This is a genomic window from Nonomuraea sp. NPDC050202, from assembly GCF_040656115.1.
Taxonomy (GTDB): domain Bacteria; phylum Actinomycetota; class Actinomycetes; order Streptosporangiales; family Streptosporangiaceae; genus Nonomuraea.
Window position 1 is genome coordinate 1 of the sequence record NZ_JBFALF010000014.1, and the last position, 18,949, is coordinate 18,949.

Sequence of the window (18,949 nt, forward strand, 5' to 3'; positions counted from 1 at the left end):
TTCGCCTACAACGTGGCCGCCCTGCCGCTGGCCGCCCTCGGCCTGCTCAACCCGATGATCGCGGGTGCGGCGATGGCGTTCTCCAGCGTCTTCGTCGTCACCAACAGCCTCCGCCTGCGCCGCTTCACGTGAAACACGGGCCCACCTGACGGCCGGCGCCATCACGGCGCCGGCCGTCACGAACATCCCGCCCACCGCCAGCCAGCCCAGAGTCCCGCCGCCGAGCACGAGCGCGGTGAGCACGACCGGCCCGAGCATCCTGGCCACCGCCACGCCGGTGCCGAAGAAGGCCTGGTACTGCCCCTGCCGATCGTCGGGCGCCAGCGTGAACCCGATCTCCCAGCCCCCCGAGGCCAGCAGCATCTCCCCCGCCACCAGCAAGGCCGCCGCCACCAGCAGGAACACCCACCCGTACGGGCTGAGCGCGAACACCGCGCAGGCCAGCAGCATCAGCAGCCCGGCCTGCCGCATCGCCGCCGAGGCGTCCCGCAGCCCCTTCACCCGCCTGGCCACCCGTACCTGGAAGAGCACCACGCCACCGGTGTTGATCAGCAGCAGGACGGAGACCACCCAGGTGGGCGCGTCGGTGCGCGAGGCGACCCACAGCGGCACGACCACGCTCAGCAGCGGCATGTAGAACAGCATCACCGCGTTGATCAGCGTGACGAGCGCGTAGGGCCGGTCGCGGAGCACGGCCAGCCGGGGCCCGGAAGGCGCCGGCGCGGGCCGTACGGCGGGCAGGCGCAGCAGCAGGGCGGCGGCGATCAGGAAGGTCAGCGCGTCGAGCGCGAACACCGCCAGGTATCCCTCCCGCGTGCCGAGGGACAGGGCGAGCCCGCCCAGCGCCGCGCCGGTGGCCAGCCCGCCGTTCAGCGTGGCCTGGAGCGCCGCCCGTACGCGGGTCCGCCCGGCGGGCGGGATCAGGGCGGCGAGCAGGGCCTGGCGGGCGGCCGACAGCCCGGTCTGCGCGGTGCCGTACAGGCAGGCCACCAGGGCGAACGCCGCGAACGAGCGCGCGAACAGGAAGCCGGTGACCGCCACGGCGGTCGCGACCGCGAGCAGCACCGCGACGCCGCGCGGGCCGCGCCGGTCGGCGAGGTGGCCGAGCGGTACGCCGGCGACCGAGCCGACGCCCCAGCCCAGCGTGAGGCCGAGGCCGATCTCGGTGGCGGACAGGCCGACGATGCCGGAGAAGTAGAACGCGGAGGTGACGAGGTAGACGCCGTCCCCGATCGAGCTGACCAGCTGCGCCTGTGCCAGGACCCGCCGATGTGTCATGCACCCATCCTCGTCCCGAACTTGTCCCGGGATAAGCTCCAATTCCCGGCAAGATGATTGGGCCAAGATGGACGTGCACATCAGCCTCGACGGCCGCCGTGACCTGGCCGCACAGGTCTACCGTCAGCTCCTCGACGCGATACTCGACGGCCGCCTCAGGGAGGGCGAGCGCCTCCCCCCGACCAGGGAGCTGGCGCGGCGCCTCGACATCTCCAGGAACACGGTCGCCCTCGCCTACGACCGCCTGGTCGCCGACGGGTTCCTGGTGGGACGGGCGGGCGCGGGCACGTTCGTGTCGGGGGAGCCGGTCAGGGGGCGGGCCGCGCCGAAGGGTGTCGTCCGCCCGCGTCCGGTCTGGCAGGGCCTGGAGCCGCCGCCGAGGATGGCCCCCGCCCGGTACGACTTCCGCGTCGGCGTCCCCGACGCCCGCCTGTTCCCCATGGAGACCTGGCGCCGCCTGGTGGCCCGCGAACTGCGCACGAGCGTCGCCGGTTACGGCGACCCTGCCGGGCACGAGCCCCTGCGCGCGGCCATCTCCCGCCACATCGGCCTGAGCCGCTCGGTCCACGCGAGCCCGGCCGACGTGCTGATCACCAACGGCGCCCAGCAGGCGCTGGACCTCATCGGCCGGGTCCTGATCGAGCCGGGCACCGTCGTGGCCGTCGAGGAGCCCGGCTATCCCCCGGCCCGCCTGCTGTTCCGCTCGCTCGGCGCCCGGGTCGCGAGCGTGCCGGTGGACGCGGAGGGCATCGACGTCCGGGCCATCCCCGGGGCGGCCAAGGTCGTGTACGTGACGCCGTCGCACCAGTTCCCGCTGGGCACGCCCATGTCGCTGGCCCGCCGCGCCGCCCTGCTGGCCTGGGCCGAGCGCCGCAGGGCGGTGGTGATCGAGGACGACTACGACAGCGAGTTCCGCTTCGGCGAGCGCCCACTGGAGCCGCTGCAGAGCCTGGACAGGGCCGGGCGCGTCATCTACGTGGGCTCGTTCTCCAAGACCCTGCTGCCCATGCTCAGGCTGGGCTTCCTGGTGGCCCCCGCCTCGCTCGCGCCGGCGCTGGCCGCGGCCAGGTACCTGTCCGACTGGCACGGCGAGGTGCCCAAGCAGGCGGCGCTGGCCCGCTTCATCGACGAGGGTCTGCTGGCCAGGCACATCAGGAAGGCCACCCGCGAGTACGCCGCCAGGCACGCGCTGATCGCCGAGGCCCTGGCCGCCGACGAGAGGGTGCGGCTGGTGCCGTCCACGGCGGGGCTGCACCTGTGCGCGCTGGGCGCGTCCGTACGTGCCACGCCCGGCCTCGCGGTGGAGCACCTGGAGGCGTACTGCGGCCAGAGCCCGCCCCAGCGCGGCCTGGTGCTGGGTTACGGCGCGATCGGCAGGGACGCCATCCCGGAGGGCCTGCGCCTGCTCAGGTCACGGATGTCGGCGGCTCCAGAAGCGGCGGCCCCGCTCCCCTGACAGCTCCGGGTCGTCGGGAGGCGACGGCTGCTGCACGATCACGACGGTCGTGCGGGCGTGCCGCGCGCAGTACATGCTGGTCGAGGGCAGGAAGATGCGGCTGAGCAGGCCGCGGCGCCCCCGCCCGAGCACCAGCAGGTCGCCCTCCCGCGCCAGGTCGACGAGGTGATAGCCGGGATCACCGACCCGGCCCACCGCGAACGTCGTCAGATCGTCGGGCACCCCGCCCGCGACGTCCTCGAACACGCTCGTGATCACCTCGGTGCAGCGCGCCTCCTCGCCCACCCTGACCGCGTGCTGCACGGGCAGCGCCTCGGGAAAGGGATGGACGGGCGCGCGACTGACATGCACGGCCACGAGAGCCATCCGGTGCAGCCTGGCCGCGCCGATGGCCCAGGCCAGCGCCCAGCGCGCGGCCGGGGACTCGTCCACCCCCACGATCAGCCGCGCACCGCCGGGCAGATCCTGTTCCACGGTGCCTCCTGTCGAAGTACGACCATAGTGCGCCACCACGCTGGTTACCGGGAGGTGGCACTTTGCGAACTCTGGAGTCCCTTCCGAGTGCGGGCATAGCATGCGGGGGTGGAACGCGGGTGGGTGCGCCCCCGTCCCGCCCTCGACCGGCGGCTCGACGGGGCGCTGACGCACAGGCTGACCTGCCTCGTGGCGACCACGGGCTACGGGAAGTCCACCGCGCTGGCCGGCTGGGGCCAGGCCGTGGGCGCGGTGCTGCACCGGCTCGGGCCCGCCGACCGTGACCTGCCCACGCTGGCGGGCACGGTGGCCGCGGCGCTGTCGGCGAAGGTGCCCGGCCTGCCCGCCGACCTGGTGACGGCCGCCGCGGCCCCGCTCGGGCCGGACGCCGACGAGCTGTCGAGGGCGGCGGCGCTGGCGGGCGGGCTGGCCGAGGCGCTGGCCACGCGGTTACGGCGGGGGCTGGTGCTGGTGTTCGACGGCATCGAGGCCATCGCGGGCGCGGCCGGTCCCGTGCGGTACGTGGAGACGCTGGTCCGCGCGGCGCCCCGGCACCTGCATCTGGTCACGGCGTCGCGGGCGCCGCTGCCGTTCCCCACCGCCCGGCTGCGCCAGGACCACGACGTGCTCGACCTCGACGCCGGCGACCTCGCGCTGACCCCGGACGAGACCGCAGCCTGGGCCGGCGCGCTGCTGGGCGAGGCGGGCGCGGACATCGCCGCCGAGCTGCACCGCACGTGCGGCGGCTGGCCGGCGGCCGTGCAGGCGGCGCTCGACGCGCTGGCCCGCGAGGACCCGGCCACCTGGCGGGGCATCGTGGCCGGCCTGACGGCCAACTCGGCCACGCTCGAGCGCCTCACGCTCGCGGCGTTCAAGGACCTGCCCGCGGCCATGCGCGAGCTGCTGCGCGCCGCCACCGTGCTGCCGGTGCTGACCCCCGGCCTGGCCGCCACGCTCGGCACGCCGCCCGACACGCTGGACGCGCTCGCGAGCCGGGGCCTGTTCCTCGAACCGGCCGAACCCGGCGGCCACCGGCTCACCTCGACGGCCGGCCACACCCTGGCCAGGCACCTGCCGCTGGACCGGCACGAGGCCCACGACGTGGCGGCGGTCGCCGCCCGCTGGTACGTCGAGCACGACCATCCCGAGCTGGCCCTGCGCGCCGCCGTCGCGACCGCGCACGCCGGCCTGGCCGCCACGCTGCTCGACGCGCACGGCCCGCTGCTGGCCGAGCGCGGCGACGTGCTCGGCGCGCTGGAGCTGTTACCCGAGCCCGCCAGGCGCGCGCCCCCGATGCTCAAGCTGGCCGGCATCGCCGAGCAGAACCGCGGCCACTGGAGCCGCGCCCGCGAGCTGCTCGCCGAGGCCGCCGAGGGGCCGGGCTTCGACGCGGCCCTGGCCAGGCGGCTGGCCTTCATCGACCACATGCGCGGCGACTTCGACCGGGCCCTGCCCATGTACGAGCGGGGCCACGCGTACGGCCTGCCGCCCGCCGACGCCGCCATGTGCGCCGCGTCCATGGCCTCGGTGCACTGGCTGAAGGGCGACCGCGCGGCCTGCGCCGAGCTCGCGGACCGGGCGCTGGAGCAGGCGAGGAGCCTGGGCGACGCGAGCGCCCTGGCCATGGCGAACACGGTCCTGGCCATGCTGGCCGCCCTCGACGGCGACCGCCGCGCCAACGACGCCTACTACCTGCGCGCCCTGGCCTACGCCGAGCGGGCCGGCGACATGGTGCAGCTCATCCGCATCCACGCCAACCGGGCCTCCCGCTACCTGGACGAGGCCGCGTACGCCGAGGCGCTGGCGGAGACGGAGATCGCCGGCCGGCTGTCGGACCTGGTGGCGTTCGCCCCCTTCGCCGCCCTGAACGTCTCCAACCGCGCCAAGGCCCTGATCGGCCTGGGCCGCCTGGAGGAGGCCGCGGCCGAGGCGGCGGACGCGGCGGCCAGGTGGGAGGCGATGGGCTCCAGGCTGACCGGCGCCGGGCTGAACCGGCTGGCCGCCGTGCACGCCCTGCGCGGCGACCGTACGACCGCCGCCGCGCTCTACCGGCAGGTCATCGCGCAGTCCGGGCCGTCGGGCGAGGTGCAGGCGCTGTCGCAGGCGCTCAACGGGCTCGCCGAGCTACTGGCCGCCGAGGATCCCGAGGAGGCCACGCGGGTCGCGGCGCGGGCCCTGGAGCATGTCGAGGGCATCTCCGGGGTGGCCGCCAGGGTCGCCGCCGCCCGGGTGGCGCTGGCCGCGGGGCAGCGCGAGCACGCCGGGGCGCTGCTCGACGAGGCCGAGCCGGTAGCGGCCGGCCGCAGGGACCACGCCGCCCTGGCCACCGTCGCCGAGCTGCGCGCCGAGCTGGACGGCGACGCCAAGCTCGCCGACGAGGCGGTACGCCGGTGGGCGGCCGTCGGCGACCCGATCGGCCGGGCCAGGGCCGAGCTGGTCAGGGCCGCCCTGGCGGACCCGGCGACCGGTGGCGAGGTGGCCGCCGAGGTGCGCGGGCGCATGCACGCGATCGGCTGCCGGGCGCTGGACGACCGGATCGACGCCCTCGTGGCCCGCGCCGGTCCCTGGCGCGGGGCGAAGCTCGTGGTGGAGACGATGGGAACGTTCCGGGTGCTGCGTGGCTCGGTGCCCGTCCCGCGTACGGCGTGGCAGTCGCGCAAGGCCCGCGACCTGCTGAAGATCCTGGTCAGCCGCAGGGGCGGCGCGATCGGCAGGGAGCGCCTGGTCGAGATCCTCTGGCCGGAGCAGGAGGACGAGGCGGTCGGGCTGCGGCGGCTGAACGTCATGGTGTCCACGCTGCGTGCCGTGCTGGATCCGGAGCACGCGTGGCCGGCCGACGAGTTCGTGGTGTCGGACGAGGGCGCGTTGCGGCTGGAGCTGTCCAACGTCGAGGTCGACGTCGAGGCCTTCCTGGAGCTGGTGGGCCAGGCCGTGCGGCTGGACCAGGCGGGCAGGCAGGCGGAGGCGCTCGCGCGGTGGGAGGCGGCCGAGAGCGCCTACGGCGGCGAGTTCTGCGAGGAGGACCCGTACGCGGACTGGGCGGTGGGCCTGCGCGAGCAGCTCAGGCTGGCGTACGTGCAGGCGGCGGCCAGGCTGGCCGAGGCGCGGGCCGGCGAGCACCGCCATGACGAGGCCGCCCGCTACTGGCTGCGGCTGCTGGAGCGCGACCGTTACGACGAGCGGGCCCACCTCGGCCTGGTACGCGTCCTCGACCTGGCCGGCCGCAGGGGCGACGCCCGCAGGCGCTACCGGTTCTACGCGGAGCTGATGCGCGAGCTGGAGGTCGAGCCCGCGCCCTACCCGACCTGAACCAGACCTGAACCTGGCGGGGAGATCGTGTCCGGATGAGAACGGTCATCGTCCGGCTGGTCGAGCCCGAGCAGGCAGGCGGCCAGCTCCGCGGGCTGCTCGAAGAGGTTGGGGGCGAACCGGTGCCGTTCAGCGGCTCGGAAGCCGTCGTCGAGCTGCTGCTGGCCGCCGCCGGGCTGAAGCACGATCCGGCCTGAGATCCTGCCCGAGGCACGATCCGGCCTGAACCTCGCGCGAACCCCGCTCGCCACGATGAGTGCACCGAGAGGAGGCACGATGGGCGAGCAGGGGAGCGGTTGGCCGTTCGTCGGGCGAGGGGTTCCGCTCGCGGCCGTGCGCGAGGCGCTGCGGTCGAGGGCGGGCATGATGATCGCCGGCGCGGCGGGCGTCGGCAAGAGCAGGCTGGTGGCGCACGCGCTGGCCGGGGAGCGGGGCTACGCGGTCGTGCGCGCGCTGGGCACGGAGACCGCGTCGATGATCCCGTTCGGGGCGTTCGCGCACGTCCTGACGGGGCCGCCGCGCAGCGGCGAGAACCTGCTGCGCTGGGCCGCGCGCCACCTGCGCGACCTGGCCCGGCGCAGGGAGCTGCTGGTGAGCGTGGACGACGCGCACCGGCTGGACCCGGCGTCGGCGGCGCTGGTGCACTACCTGGCCGCGAAGGGGGAGGCGCGGCTGCTGGTGACCGTCAGGTCGGGGGAGGCGCAGCCGGATCCGGTGGTCGCGCTGTGGAAGGACGAGCTGCTGCCGCGCATCGAGCTGCCGCCGCTGACGGTGGCCGAGGTGGGCGAGGTGCTGGCGGGGGCGCTCGGCGGCGAGGTCGCGGCGGAGACCGTACGGCATCTGGCCGGGGTCAGCGAGGGCAACGTGCTGTACCTGCGGGAGGTCGTGCACGCGGGACGCACCTCGGGCTGCCTGGCCGAGCGGGACGGCGTGTGGCGCTGGCGCGGCGAGCTTTCCGTGACGACCCGGCTGCGCGAGCTGGTGGGCGACCGGATCGGCCACCTCGACAGGGACGAGCGCGAGGCGCTGGAGCTGGTGGCGTTCGGCGAGCCGCTGGGCGCCGCGCTGCTGGCGGAGCTGACCTCGGCGAGCGCGGTCGAACGGGTCGAGTCCCGCGGCCTGATCGTGACCGTGGACGACGGCCGGCGCGATCACCTGCGGCTCGGCCACCCGCTCTACGGCGAGGTGGTCCGCGCCGACTGCGGCACGCTGCGGGCGCGGCGGCGGCTGCGCATGCTGGCCGAGGCGCTGGAGGCCACGGGGCTGCGCCGGCGCGAGGACGAGCTGCGGGCCGCCGTGTGGCGGCTCGACAGCGGCTCGGTCACCGACCCCGCGATGCTGACCTCCGCCGCCAGGCTGGCGTGGGGCAGGCAGGACCCCCGGCTGGCCGCGCGGCTGGCCAGGGCCGCGATCGACGCCGGGGCGGGCGTGGCAGCGGTCTCGGTGCTCGGCGAGGTGCTCATGGTGCTCGGCGACGCCGACTCCGCGGTGACCGCGCTGCGGCGGGCGGCGCGGGACGCGGTGACCGAGAGCGAGCGCGCCCAGCACGCCTACAGCCTGGGCGTGAACCTGGCCTGGGCGGGCGCCGACGCCGAGGCGTGCCACGTGCTCGACACGGCCATCGCGACGCTCACCGGCCCGGGGTGGCGGCAGGAGGCGTACGTCTACCGCGCCGTCACCGACTGCATGGCCGGGCGGCTGACCGGCGCGGCCCGGGCGCTGGCGCAAGCCAGGGCGTGCACGCCCGGCACCTTGCGGGGCGCGGCGCACGGGGCGTCGCTGGAGGCGTGGGTGGACGCGTACGCGGGCCGCACGGAACGCGCCCTGGCCGTCGCCGAGCGCACGATGGCCACCGTCGAGGAGTGGCGGGAGCTCGCCCCGCACGCGCTGCCCACCTTCCTGGACACGCAGTGCGCCGCGCAGACGTTCTCCGGGCGGCTGGCGGAGGCGGCGCGGACCGCCGGGCGCGGCATGGAGCTGCCCGCCGCCGAGCTGTCGGTGACCGGGTTCGGCGCCTACCGGGCGATGGCGGCCAGGCTGCGCGGCGACGCCGCGGAGGCGGTGCGCTGGTGCAGGGACGACATGGCCAGGCTGCCCGCGGGGGAGCCGTACCTGGGGCGGGTGGTGGCCGAGCACGCGCACGCGCTGGCGTTGCTCGGCCGGCTGGACGAGGCCAGGGAGTCGCTGGCGGACGCCGCGGAGCTGGCCGGCCGGTGGGCCTTCACCCGGCAGCACGTGCTGCACGCGGCGGTGTGGGTGGCGGCGGCGGGCGGCGACCTGGACGAGGCCGTGCGGCTGTGCCGGCTGGCCGCCTCCCACGCGCGGCGGCACGAGCTGGGGGGCAACCTGATGTTCGCGCTGCACGACCTGGTCCGGCTCGGCGAGCGTGCCCCCGGGCTGGGCGAGCTGGCCGGGGAGGTGGACGGGCCGCTGGTGCGCCTGCTGGCCGGGCACGAGCGGGCGCTGGGCGATCCGGACGCGCTGCGCGCGGTGGCGGAGGAGTACGAGCGGCTCGGCATGGTGTTGTACGCGGCCGAGGCCACCGCTCACGAGGCGGCCGCCCACCACGACGCGGGCCGGGGCCGGCTGGCCAGGAGCGCGCGGGCGCGGGCGGGCGCGCTGGCCAGGCTGTGCACCGGCGTCTCGACCCCGGCGCTGGTCGAGCTGGCCACGCCCGAGCTGACGCCGCGGCAGCGGGAGATCCTGCAGCTCGCCGCGGCCGGGCTGACGAACAGGGAGATCGCCGACCGGCTGACGCTGTCCAAGCGGACGGCGGCGAACCACCTGCAGGCCGCCTACGACAAGCTCGGCGTGAACGACCGCACCCAGGTGGGCCGCCTGCTGGAGGCGTTGTAGGTGCGAGACCCGGCTTGAGCCGCTGGAGGCGTGGTGGGTCTCAGACCAGCTTGAGCAGCCCGTCGTACAGGGCCTCCCGCTCCCCGGCGGTCAGGGCCCGGTACGGCGCGGACGCCCGCAGGTTCGTCTCCGCCTCGATGCCGGCGCGCAGCGGCCCGTCCGGCAGGCCGACGATCCCGGCCGCTGACAGGCCCGCCGCCCGCCAGGCCGCGGCGTGGGCGTCGGCGCGGTGGTAGCGGACGACGGCGAGCCGGTTGAACAGCAGCAGCCCCGGTGCCGCGCCCTCCGGCTCGTACGGCGGCGCCACCAGCTCCAGCGCCCCGCCCGGCAGCCGCTCGGCCGCCTGGAGCACCCGGGCCGCGAGCCCCGCCAGGCCCGGCAGGTCGTGGGCCGCCCAGACGCGCTCGGCCGTGGCGGCGTGCACGTCGTACAACCGGTGGACGAACTCCAGGCCCTTGTCCGTCAGCCGGAGCGTGCCGTCGCCGTCCTCGGACAGGGTTCGCTGGCGCAGGTGCTCCTGGAGGTCGCGCTCGCGGGGCGCCGCGTCGCCGTACCGGTCGATGACGGCCAGGGCGGCGCGGGTCAGCGGGCGGAGGGGGAGGGTGAAGCGCAGGTCGGAGAGCAGGCCGGGGGTCACGGCCGAGGTCTCGGCGAGCTCGGCGACGGCTCTGGCGGCCGAGGCGTGCACGTTGACGTGGGCTGCGCCGATGACCGGGGCGATGGCCGCCGCGAATTCCGACAGGTCCTGAAATTTCGGCATCGCGTTGATTATGGGGTGGTCCATAGCGGATCCGCAGGGAATCGTAACGGCCCGGCTCCAGGGTGAGGTCAACCGTCCGGCGTGCGGCGGTGTTCTTCTCGCCGCCCCCTCCTCTTCTCCCCCTGGAGTCACATGTCCGCCCGCTGGGCCGCTCTGCCCGTACTGCTGGTCGCGGTGTTCGTGACCACGCTCGACTTCTACGTCGCGAACCTGGCCGTGCCCTCCATCCGCGCCGACCTGGGCGCGGGCGACGCCGCCGTACAGCTCGTGATCGCCGGGTACGGGCTGGCGTACGCGGCGGGGCTCGTCGTCTCCGGGCGGCTCGGCGACCTGTACGGGCACCGGCGGATGTTCGCGGCGGGCCTGGCGCTGTTCACGCTGGCCTCGGCCGGGTGCGGGCTGGCCACCGGCACGTCCACGCTCGTGGCGGCCAGGGTCGGGCAGGGCGTCGCCGCTGCGCTGCTCGCGCCGCAGGTCCTCGCCCTGCTCGGCCTGCTGTACCGGGGGAACGCGCGCGCCAGGGCCTTCGGCTGGTACGGCACCGCCGTCGGCCTGGCCGGGCTGAGCGGCCAGGTGATCGGCGGGCTGGTGGTGGCCGCCGATCCGATGGGGCTGGGCTGGCGGGCCTGCTTCCTGGTCAACGTCCCGATCTGCCTGGCGGCCCTGGCCCTGACCGGCCGCCTGCTCCCCCGCGCCACGCCGCCGCCGCTCCCCCGCGACCTCGACCTCGGCGGGGCGGCGCTGGTCACGGCCGGGCTGGTGGCCGTGGTGCTGCCGCTGGCCGAGGGTCGGGAGCAGGGGTGGCCCTGGTGGACGTGGGCGTGCCTGGCCGCCGCGCCGCTGCTGCTGGGCGCGTTCTGGTGGCGGCAGCGCCGGCTGGCCGCCCGGGGGCGGGTGCCGCTGCTGGATCTGGGCGTGTTCAGGGAGAAGGGGTTCGCCTGGGGGCTGGTGGCGGTGGGGCTGCTGTTCGGCACGTCGGCCGGGTTGTCGTTCGTGCTCGCCCTGTACCTGCAGGACGGGCTGGGGCTGGCGCCGCTGGCCGCCGCGGCGGTGTGCACGACGCTGAACGCCGGCTTCTTCGCGGCGTCCCTCCGTCCGGGCCGTTTCGGGGCGCCGGTGCTGGTGGCGGGGCTGGCGCTGGTGTACCACGCGATGGGCGCGGGGCCGTTGCCGCTGGGGCTGGCGCTGCTGGTGACGGGGGCCGGGATGGGGTGGCTGATGTCGCCGCTGCTCTCCTCGGTCCTGGCCGCCGTACGTCCTGAGCGATCGGCCGCCGCGGCAGGGGTGCTCGGCACCGTACAGGAAGCCGGGGGAGTGCTCGGCGGGACGGTCACCGGGGCGGTGTTCTTCGCGGCGCTGGACGGCGGATGGGACACGGCGGCGCGGGCCGGGCTGACGGTGCTGATCGTGGCGTCGCTGGGCGTGCTGGCCCACTCGGCGACGCGCCGGCCGGCGCAGGGTGCCGATCGCAGGAGGCGCGAGGCGGCCCGGGGCAGTTTCACGTGAAGCACGATCGTGCCGGCCGTTCGGGCGAAGCACGATCGGGTGTGCCGGCCGACGGGAGGGCGTGGAATGCTAGGCGTGTGACGCTGCCGCTCCGTCTCGCCCGCACCGCGGTGTTCGCCGTGGTGTGCCTCGGGCTGGGCGTGGCGGCGCACGTGCTCGGCGGCGGGTTCGTGCCGCTGCCGGCCATGGCGGCGGCGCTGGGGCTGGCGTTCGCGGCGGCGTACCCGCTGTCGGGGCGCGAGCGGTCGTTCGCGGTGATCCTGCCGCTGCTCGCCGGGTTACAGGTGATCCTTCACCTGCTGTTCTCGCTGTCCCACGCCGCCTCGCCGCACGCCCCGGCCGGTCACCTCCACGCGGGGCTGGTGCCGGACCTGGGCATGCTGGTCGCGCACGGCTGGGCGGTCGGGATGACCGCGTTGTGGCTGGCGCGGGGCGAGGCCGCCCTCTGGGCGCTGCTGCGCCGGCTGGCCGTGCGGCTGCTGGTCATCTGGCTGCCGCTGCTCACCACTCCTTTCTCCACACCCCTGTGCACGACCGAGCCGCCCGTGCTGCGCTCGGCCGTGCTGCGGCACGTCGTCAGCGGGAGGGGCCCGCCGCGGGCCGTCGCCGCCTGACCTCCGGGTTCGGGCGAGACGTCTTCCCTTTTCAGACGACCCCCGCCGCCCGGCAGGGGCTGCTTCGGCATGCCGGGCGGAGAAAGGCAACCCCACCATGTACGTTCGTCATGCCCTCGTGCTCGCGTCCGCCGTCGTGGCGCTGACCGCCTGCGCCGGTTCCACCTCCCCCGACCCCGCGGCCACCACCACCGCCACTGCCGCGGCTGCCGCCAGCCCGTCGGCCACTGCGCCCGCCGCCGCCCTGACCATCACCGATCCCTGGGTGAAGACCACCAAGAAGGGGATGACCGCCGCGTTCGGCACGCTGGTCAACAACACCGACGCGCCGGTCACGATCACGTCCGGCACCTCGCCGCTGTCCCCCACCATCGAGCTGCACGAGGTCGTCGAGAACGGCGGCAAGATGGTCATGCGGCCCAAGGAGGGCGGCTTCGTCGTGCCCGCCCGCGGCACCCACCAGCTCCAGCCCGGCGGCGACCACATCATGCTGATGGGCGTCACCGAGGAGGTGAAGCCGGGCGCCAGGATCCCGTTCACGCTCCAGGTCCAGGGCGGCGAGCCGCTGGAGTTCACCGCCATCGGCAAGGACTTCGCCGGCGGCGAGGAGGACTACCAGCCGGGGCACAAGTGATCAGCCGCAGAGGGCTGCTCGCAGGGGGCGCCGCCACCGCCGCCACGGCGGCCGGCGCCCTCGTGCGACGCGAAGCGGAACGCCGCGAGTCGGAGCACGGCGCGGCAGAACGCCGCGAGGCGGATCGCGGGGCGGCAGAACGCCGCGAGGCGGATCTCGGGGCGGCAGAACGCCGGGAGCCGGCGCCGGTCGAGCCCTTCCACGGCGCACACCAGGCGGGCGTGGCCACGGCGCCTCAGGCCCACGCGGTGTTCCTCGGCTTCGACCTGCTGAAGGACACCCGCAAGGAGGCGATCGTCCGGCTGCTCCAGCTCCTCACCGACGACGCGGCCCGGCTCACCCAGGGCCGGCCCGCGCTCGCCGACACCGAGCCCGAGCTCGCCGCGAACCCGGCCCGGCTCACGATCACGTTCGGGTTCGGGCCCGGGCTGTTCGAGGCAGCCGGGGTGGACTCGCCGGTGGAGGCGCTGCCGGCGTTCTCGACGGACCGGCTGGAGAAGCGGTGGAGCGGGGGCGACCTGCTCGTCCAGGTGTGCGCGGACGACACCGTGACGGTCGCGCACGCCGTACGGATGATCGTGAAGGACACGCGGTCCTTCGCCCGCGTACGGTGGACCCAGCGCGGCTTCCGCAGCGCCAACCGGCGCAATCTGATGGGCCAGATCGAGGGCACGGTGAACGCCACCGACCTCGACAGGGCGGTGTGGATCGGCGCGGGCCCGCTGCGCGGCGGCACCACCATGGTGCTGCGCAGGATCCGGATGAACCTGGAGACGTGGGACGCCGCCGACCGGGTGGCCAGGGAGTTCACGATCGGGCGGCGGCTGGGCAGCGGGGCGCCGCTCACGGGCTCGGCCGAGACCGACGCGGCCGACTACGCCCGCAAGAACCGGCTCGGGTTCCCGGTGATCTCCGAGTTCGCGCACATCAGGCGGGCTCACGTGGCCGATCCGGCGCTGCGGCTGCTGCGGCGGCCGTACAACTACGACGAGGGGCTGTCGCCGGAGGGCGAGTCGGACTCGGGGCTGCTGTTCGTCTCCTACCAGGCGGACGTGGCCGAGCAGTTCGTGCCCGTGCAGCGCATGCTGGCCGAGGGGGATCTGCTCAACGAGTGGGTCACGGCCATCGGCTCGGCCGTCTTCGCCGTACCGCCGGGGTGCGCGCCCGGCGGCTGGATCGGGGAGCCGCTACTGGGCTGACCCAGGCCGACCCTTCCGGCAGGACCAGGGAAAGCTGATCCGAGCCCACCTTCCCGGCCGGATCGGGAAGGCCGATCCCAGGCCGCCCCTTCCTGCCGGCCCGGGTCAGCCGTACCGGCCGCTCGGTGCCGGGCGCAGGGCGGCGGCCAGGTCGGCGGCGAGCGGCTCGATCTCCGCCGCGTCCAGGCAGGAGACGGTCAGGCGCAGCGCGGGCGGCGAGCCGATGCGGTTGCGGGCGCCGGGCGCGCAGGCCCAGCCGCGTGACAGCAGCCGGGTGATGGCGGTGGACTCGTCGGCGACGGGGATCCACACGTTCAGGCCGCTGCGGCCGTGCGCGGGAACACCGCGCGCGGCCAGCGCCGCCACCAGGCCGTCCCTGCGCAGCGCGTACGACGCCGCGACCGCTGCCGGGTCCACCGCGTCGGTCCGCCAGAGGTGGGCGACGGCGTGTTGCAGCAGGTGGCTCACCCACCCGGCGGCCAGCCGCTGCCGCCCGCGCAGCCGGTCGAGCGTGGCAGGATCGCCGGTGACCGGGGCCAGGCGCAGGTCGGGGCCGAGCGACTTGGCCGTGGAGCGGACGAGGATCCAGCGGCTCGTGACGCCGGCCAGCGGGTGCAGCGGCAGCTCCACGAACCCGGCCCCGTGGTCGTCCTCGACCAGCAGCACCTCCGGGTGCTCCGCCAGCAGCCCCCGCAGCTCGGCGGCCCGGGCTGCGGAGACGGCGGCGCCGGTCGGGTTCTGGGCGCGGGCGGTGATCACCACGGCCCGCGCGCCGGCCCGCAGCGCCCGCGCGAGCTCCTCCGGCAGCGGGCCCTCGTCGTCGAGCCGCATCGGCACCGGGCGCAACCCCAGGACGGCGACCAGGTCGAGCAGGGCCGTCCAGCCCGGATCCTCGACGGCGACGGCGTCGCCCGGCCGCAGGTGGGCGGTGAGCACGCGCTCGACCGCGTCGAGGGTGCCCGAGGTGATCGCCAGCGGCGCGGCCGGCACTCCGTCGGCCCGCAGCCGCTGCCCGGCCAGCGCGAGCAGCTCCTCGTCGTCGCCGGTGCCGTACATGGCGGGCCGCTGCGCGTGTGCCCTCGCCGCCGCGGCCAGCGCGTCGTGCAGCGGCGGCAGCAGCCTCGGGTCGGGGTTGCCCTTGGCCAGGTCACGCACGCCCGGCGGCACCTCGATCCGGATCTCCTCGCGGAACGTGCTGGCCGGCCGCGCCCTGACCCTGGTCCCCCACCGCCCGGCGGTCTCGATGACGCCGCGCTCGCGCAGCAGCCGGTACGCGGCCGCCGCCGTCCCCGGGCTGACCCCCGCCCGCGCCGCCACCTCGCGCACCGGCGGCAGCGCCGCCCCCGGTGGAAGCCGCCCTTCGGACACGGCGGCCTCGACACCCGCCGCTATCTCGCTGGCCGTCCCACCCGCGATCGTGTACTTTTCTAGCACAAAATACATTATGTACTAGCACAAAGGTGGTTCGCGTGCTCATCCATCCGTGGGACGCCGCCCGGGACGACGAGGAGTGGCGGAGCTGGCTGCGTACCCGCGACTTCGGCCAGATCGCGGTCAACGGCGTGGCCGGCGCGGCGCCCGTGGTGGTGCCGACGCACTTCCTCTACGACGGGAACGCCGAGGTCCTGCTCCACCTGGCCAGGCCCAACCCCATCTGGGAGGCGCTGGAGGCCAACCCGGTGGCGGTGGTGAGCGTGCACGACGACTACGCCTACATCCCCACCTCCTGGCGCTCCGACTCCCCCGAGACCGGCGTGCCGACCAGCTACTACGCCGCAGTCCAGCTCGTGTGCCTGGCCGAGATCGTGGACGACAGGGACGGCAAGGCGGAGATCCTGCGCCGCCAGCTCGCCCATCACCAGCCGGCCGGCGACCACGGCGAGGTGGCCGGCGACGCGGGGCCGTACCGCAAGATGTTGTCGGCGATCAGAGGGCTGCGGCTGCGGGTGGAGGAGGTGCGGGCCAAGTTCAAGTACGACGGCCACCGCCCGGCGGAGCTGCGCGAGCGGGTCGCGCGCGGGCTGGCCGAGCGGGGCCTGCCCGGCGACGCCGGCGCCCTGACCCAGCAGAGCCGGCGGAACGCCGCCGCGGAGTCCGGGGCAGGCGCCTGACCAGGCCTTGTTTCAGTTCGGCCTGAAACGACTGGTTAAGGTGGTCCTGTGACAGCGCAGGACGGCCCCGACCGCGAGCAGGTGCTCGAATGGGTCGAGCGAGTGGCGACGTTCGTCTCCGAGGAGTGGGGGCTCGCCCCGATCACCGGCCGCATCCTGGGCTGGCTCATGGCCTGCGACCCGCCGGCGCAGACCGCGGGCGACATCGCCGGCGCCATCGGCGCGAGCCGCGCGTCCCTGACGACGAACATGCAGCTCCTGACGTCCGTCAAGCTCATCCGCCGGTTCCGCAGGCCCGGGGAGCGGAACGTCTACTACCAGATCGAGGACGACGCCTGGTCGAAGGTCATCCGGCAGAAGCTCGCCGCGTTCACCGCCTTCGACGAGCTGGTGGCCGAGGGACTGAAGCTGGGCTGGGCCGACGAGACGCAGGCCGCGCGCATCCGCTCGGCCAGGTCCTCGCTCGCGGCGCTGACCGAGGCGCTCGGGGACCAGGCCGCGGCCAGGCACGGCTGACCGCGGGGCGCGACCCCGGCCACGTTCACAACCTGTGGACAACTCGCTCATCCTGTGGATAACTCTTCGGCAATCCACCACCGCGCGGGCGCCGCCCGTGATACGGGCCACGTCCGCGGCCGGCACGCTAGCCGGGCACCCGACCGGCAAGCGTTTCACCTGGTCAGAGCCTCACGCGAGGGACTTGCCCGACGGCTCATACCACACCCGCGGCGGCGCCCGTCGCGCAACGGCGGAGCCCTTGTCAACAGGCCGCGCACCGGAGCCCACAGCCTGTGGATGAACACACCGGCTCCCCGTCACGGCGACAGCACCTGGGCCGGTTAGGCGACGTCCGCTGTGCGACCGGTCGCACCGTATCGCCCGTACGTGAGGCGGCGCAGCGCGGCCTCGGCCGGCCCCCTGCGCGGCGCCAGCAGCGCCGCGAGCACCACGGTGACCAGCCACGTGGCGATGGCGATGCCGGACGCCGCCGCGTCGCCGACGCGGGTGCCGAGCCCTCCCGCGTACGGCGCGAACACCGCCACGAAGATCACCGACTGGAGGAGGTAGCAGGTCAGCGACCACTGGCCGCACGCGGTGAGTGCCCTGACGACGGGGCCGGTGGAGCGGTGCCCGGACGCCATCCGGCCGGCGACAAGCCCGATGATCGCCGCGTACGCGAGCCCTCCCGCGATGCCGGTCACGCTGTGCAGCGCGTACGCCGACACCGCGACCAGGTCCGACGGCTCCCAGAGCCGGATGTCGACCAGCGTCAACGGCAGCCCGCCGGCCACGGCCAGCACGGTGCCCAGGGTCGCGACGCGTACGAGCAGCGGCCGGTGCGCGGCAGGCTCCTCCAGCACGCGGCGCCGCGCCGCCCAGATGCCGAACAGGAAGGCGGGCACCACGCTGGCGGCGAAGTAGGTGGGCGTCATCCCGGACCACCCGATGAGCCGCATCACCAGCGCCTCGATCGGATCCGCCATGGCGGCGGGCGTGTCGCCCTTGGGCGCCGAGATCGTGAGGAGCCCGAAACCGAACAGCACGACGACATGCAGCACGAGCCCGACGACGGCCGCCCGCAGCACCGCCCGGTCCTCGCGCCGGACGAACCCGACGAGCACGAGCCCGATCAGCCCGTACGCCCCGAGGATGTCCCCGAAGAACAGCAGCAGCGCGTGGCAGAACCCGAACGCCAGCAGCCACAGGCTGCGCCGCCGCAGCACCGCGCGCACCTGCGGCCAGCTCCTGCCCGTGGCCAGTTGCCGGTGGGCGAGCTGTACCAGGCCGTAGCCGAACAGGGCGGCGAACATGGGCAGCGCCCGCCCGTCCACCAGCAGGATCTGCACCCCGGCGACCAGCCGGTCGAGCACGCCGCCGTCGAGCGTGTACCCGCGGAACCCGGCCGGGTGACCCGACAGGTACATGTGCGCGTGCGCCAGCGCGATGAGCAGCAGCATCAGCCCGCGCGAGAGATCGGGCGCGAGCGCGCGCCGGGCGATGGGAGTGGCCCCCTGCGCAGGAGCCGGTGGAGCGATGGACATGGCTGTCCCCTCGAATCTAGATACATAACTGTAGCTAATCTCCACGGTAAAATACACCCGCGTAGCTAAACAAGGGGCGGACATGAACAACCGCAACATCCGGACACGCCGGCGGGGTGAAGAGCTGATCAAGGCCATCCACGACGCCGTGCTCGAAGAGGTGGTGGAGGTCGGCGCGGGACGGCTGACCATGGACGGCATCGCCCGGCGCGCGGCCACTCCCCGCAGCACGCTGTACCGCCGCTGGTCAGACCCCATCGAGGTGCTGCTCGACGCGCTCTACCACCAGCACCCGGTCGAGGAGCCCACGCCAGGGGCCACCGACCTGCGCGGTGACCTCATCCGCTCGCTGCGGCTCATGGTGGAGTGGGCCTTCAGCCCGGCCGGCCGCGCCGTCTCGGCCATCCTCACCGACCCGAAGAGCGCCGCGCTGATGTCGGAGGCCCTGTTCGAGCGGGTCTTCGCCGGCCGCGGCGGCACGTTCACCCGCACCGTGCTGCAGCACTACGCCGACCGCGGCCACTTCCCCGCCGCCCTGCTCACCCCGGTCGTCGCCGACATCGGCGAGGCCCTCGTCACCAAGCACCTGATCGACGCCGGTGCACCGCCGGGCGAGGAGTACCTCGCGGCGATCGTCGACCAGGCGATCCTGCCCGCGCTCGGCCTCGGCCCGAGCCGCGACCCTGACGTGATCCCCGGGCGTGATTGAA

15 protein-coding genes and 1 pseudogene are annotated in these 18,949 nt (G+C 75.1%); 11 read left to right on the plus strand and 5 right to left on the minus strand.

Annotated elements, in window-relative coordinates:
- Positions 1-258: 258 nt before the first annotated feature.
- A pseudogene (locus tag AB0I79_RS31330) lies at positions 259-1,359 on the minus strand (MFS transporter); the annotation flags it as partial.
- Here AB0I79_RS31330 and AB0I79_RS31335 point away from each other — a divergent pair.
- Positions 1,346-2,734: a PLP-dependent aminotransferase family protein gene (locus AB0I79_RS31335; RefSeq protein ID WP_357880465.1), complete on the plus strand. Its 1,389-nt coding sequence runs from the start codon at positions 1,346-1,348 to the stop codon at positions 2,732-2,734. The pseudogene AB0I79_RS31330 and the gene AB0I79_RS31335 overlap by 14 nt on opposite strands.
- Here the strand turns inward: AB0I79_RS31335 and AB0I79_RS31340 are convergent.
- Positions 2,690-3,208: a universal stress protein gene (locus tag AB0I79_RS31340; RefSeq protein WP_357880468.1), complete on the minus strand. Its 519-nt coding sequence runs from the start codon at positions 3,206-3,208 to the stop codon at positions 2,690-2,692. The two genes, AB0I79_RS31335 and AB0I79_RS31340, sit on opposite strands and share 45 nt — an antisense overlap.
- A 108-nt stretch (positions 3,209-3,316) precedes the next feature.
- Between AB0I79_RS31340 and AB0I79_RS31345 the strand changes: the two genes are divergently transcribed.
- From AB0I79_RS31345 to AB0I79_RS31355, 3 genes are all read left to right on the plus strand, one after another.
- Positions 3,317-6,517: a BTAD domain-containing putative transcriptional regulator gene (locus AB0I79_RS31345; RefSeq protein WP_357880471.1), complete on the plus strand. Its 3,201-nt coding sequence runs from the start codon at positions 3,317-3,319 to the stop codon at positions 6,515-6,517.
- A 35-nt stretch (positions 6,518-6,552) separates the two neighbouring features.
- Positions 6,553-6,714, plus strand: a complete 162-nt coding sequence (locus AB0I79_RS31350; RefSeq protein ID WP_357880474.1) for a hypothetical protein — start codon at positions 6,553-6,555, stop codon at positions 6,712-6,714.
- Between the two features lie 79 nt (positions 6,715-6,793).
- On the plus strand, positions 6,794-9,373 hold the full coding sequence (locus AB0I79_RS31355; protein WP_357880477.1) for a LuxR C-terminal-related transcriptional regulator: 2,580 nt from the start codon (positions 6,794-6,796) through the stop codon (positions 9,371-9,373).
- 40 nt (positions 9,374-9,413) lie between these two features.
- On the opposite strand, the gene AB0I79_RS31360 is transcribed toward AB0I79_RS31355, so the two are convergent.
- Positions 9,414-10,133 carry a hypothetical protein gene (locus AB0I79_RS31360; protein ID WP_357880480.1) on the minus strand — a complete coding sequence of 240 codons (720 nt, stop codon included), beginning with the start codon at positions 10,131-10,133 and terminating at the stop codon, positions 9,414-9,416.
- 132 nt (positions 10,134-10,265) lie between these two features.
- Here AB0I79_RS31360 and AB0I79_RS31365 point away from each other — a divergent pair, with 132 nt between their 5' ends.
- The 4 genes from AB0I79_RS31365 (at position 10,266) to AB0I79_RS31380 (ending at position 14,086) form a co-directional block, all read left to right on the plus strand.
- Positions 10,266-11,639 carry an MFS transporter gene (locus AB0I79_RS31365; protein ID WP_357880483.1) on the plus strand — a complete coding sequence of 458 codons (1,374 nt, stop codon included), beginning with the start codon at positions 10,266-10,268 and terminating at the stop codon, positions 11,637-11,639.
- A gap of 77 nt (positions 11,640-11,716) precedes the next feature.
- Entirely contained in the window at positions 11,717-12,253 is a 537-nt protein-coding gene (locus AB0I79_RS31370; RefSeq protein ID WP_357880485.1) for an MFS transporter, read from the plus strand.
- Between the two features lie 97 nt (positions 12,254-12,350).
- Positions 12,351-12,887 (plus strand): copper chaperone PCu(A)C, encoded by a 537-nt coding sequence (locus AB0I79_RS31375; RefSeq protein WP_357880488.1) that lies wholly within the window; start codon positions 12,351-12,353, stop codon positions 12,885-12,887.
- On the plus strand, positions 12,884-14,086 hold the full coding sequence (locus AB0I79_RS31380) for a Dyp-type peroxidase (RefSeq protein WP_357880491.1): 1,203 nt from the start codon (positions 12,884-12,886) through the stop codon (positions 14,084-14,086). The genes AB0I79_RS31375 and AB0I79_RS31380 overlap by 4 nt, the downstream gene beginning before the upstream one ends.
- A 105-nt stretch (positions 14,087-14,191) precedes the next feature.
- Here AB0I79_RS31380 and AB0I79_RS31385 read toward each other — a convergent pair whose 3' ends face one another.
- Positions 14,192-15,520 carry an aminotransferase class I/II-fold pyridoxal phosphate-dependent enzyme gene (locus tag AB0I79_RS31385; RefSeq protein ID WP_357880494.1) on the minus strand — a complete coding sequence of 443 codons (1,329 nt, stop codon included), beginning with the start codon at positions 15,518-15,520 and terminating at the stop codon, positions 14,192-14,194.
- A 35-nt stretch (positions 15,521-15,555) separates the two neighbouring features.
- Here AB0I79_RS31385 and AB0I79_RS31390 point away from each other — a divergent pair, with 35 nt between their 5' ends.
- Positions 15,556-16,197: an FMN-binding negative transcriptional regulator gene (locus tag AB0I79_RS31390; protein ID WP_357880497.1), complete on the plus strand. Its 642-nt coding sequence runs from the start codon at positions 15,556-15,558 to the stop codon at positions 16,195-16,197.
- A 48-nt stretch (positions 16,198-16,245) separates the two neighbouring features.
- Positions 16,246-16,713 carry a transcriptional regulator gene (locus AB0I79_RS31395; RefSeq protein WP_357880500.1) on the plus strand — a complete coding sequence of 156 codons (468 nt, stop codon included), beginning with the start codon at positions 16,246-16,248 and terminating at the stop codon, positions 16,711-16,713.
- Between the two features lie 323 nt (positions 16,714-17,036).
- On the opposite strand, the gene AB0I79_RS31400 is transcribed toward AB0I79_RS31395, so the two are convergent.
- On the minus strand, positions 17,037-18,239 hold the full coding sequence (locus AB0I79_RS31400) for a DUF418 domain-containing protein (protein ID WP_357880503.1): 1,203 nt from the start codon (positions 18,237-18,239) through the stop codon (positions 17,037-17,039).
- Between the two features lie 82 nt (positions 18,240-18,321).
- On the opposite strand from AB0I79_RS31400, the gene AB0I79_RS31405 reads away from it, so the two are divergent.
- Positions 18,322-18,948 carry a TetR/AcrR family transcriptional regulator C-terminal ligand-binding domain-containing protein gene (locus tag AB0I79_RS31405; RefSeq protein WP_357880506.1) on the plus strand — a complete coding sequence of 209 codons (627 nt, stop codon included), beginning with the start codon at positions 18,322-18,324 and terminating at the stop codon, positions 18,946-18,948.
- Position 18,949 lies beyond the last annotated feature (1 nt).

Bases quoted from the DNA above. Each gene is read 5' to 3' on its own strand.
- AB0I79_RS31335 (WP_357880465.1), top strand. From the start codon at position 1,346: ATGGACGTGCACATCAGCCTCGACGGCCGCCGTGACCTGGCCGCACAG.
- AB0I79_RS31350 (WP_357880474.1), top strand. From the start codon at position 6,553: ATGAGAACGGTCATCGTCCGGCTGGTCGAGCCCGAGCAGGCAGGCGGC.
- AB0I79_RS31355 (WP_357880477.1), top strand. From the start codon at position 6,794: ATGGGCGAGCAGGGGAGCGGTTGGCCGTTCGTCGGGCGAGGGGTTCCG.
- AB0I79_RS31360 (WP_357880480.1), bottom strand. From the start codon at position 10,133: ATGCCGAAATTTCAGGACCTGTCGGAATTCGCGGCGGCCATCGCCCCG.
- AB0I79_RS31365 (WP_357880483.1), top strand. From the start codon at position 10,266: ATGTCCGCCCGCTGGGCCGCTCTGCCCGTACTGCTGGTCGCGGTGTTC.
- AB0I79_RS31375 (WP_357880488.1), top strand. From the start codon at position 12,351: ATGTACGTTCGTCATGCCCTCGTGCTCGCGTCCGCCGTCGTGGCGCTG.
- AB0I79_RS31400 (WP_357880503.1), bottom strand. From the start codon at position 18,239: ATGTCCATCGCTCCACCGGCTCCTGCGCAGGGGGCCACTCCCATCGCC.
- AB0I79_RS31405 (WP_357880506.1), top strand. From the start codon at position 18,322: ATGAACAACCGCAACATCCGGACACGCCGGCGGGGTGAAGAGCTGATC.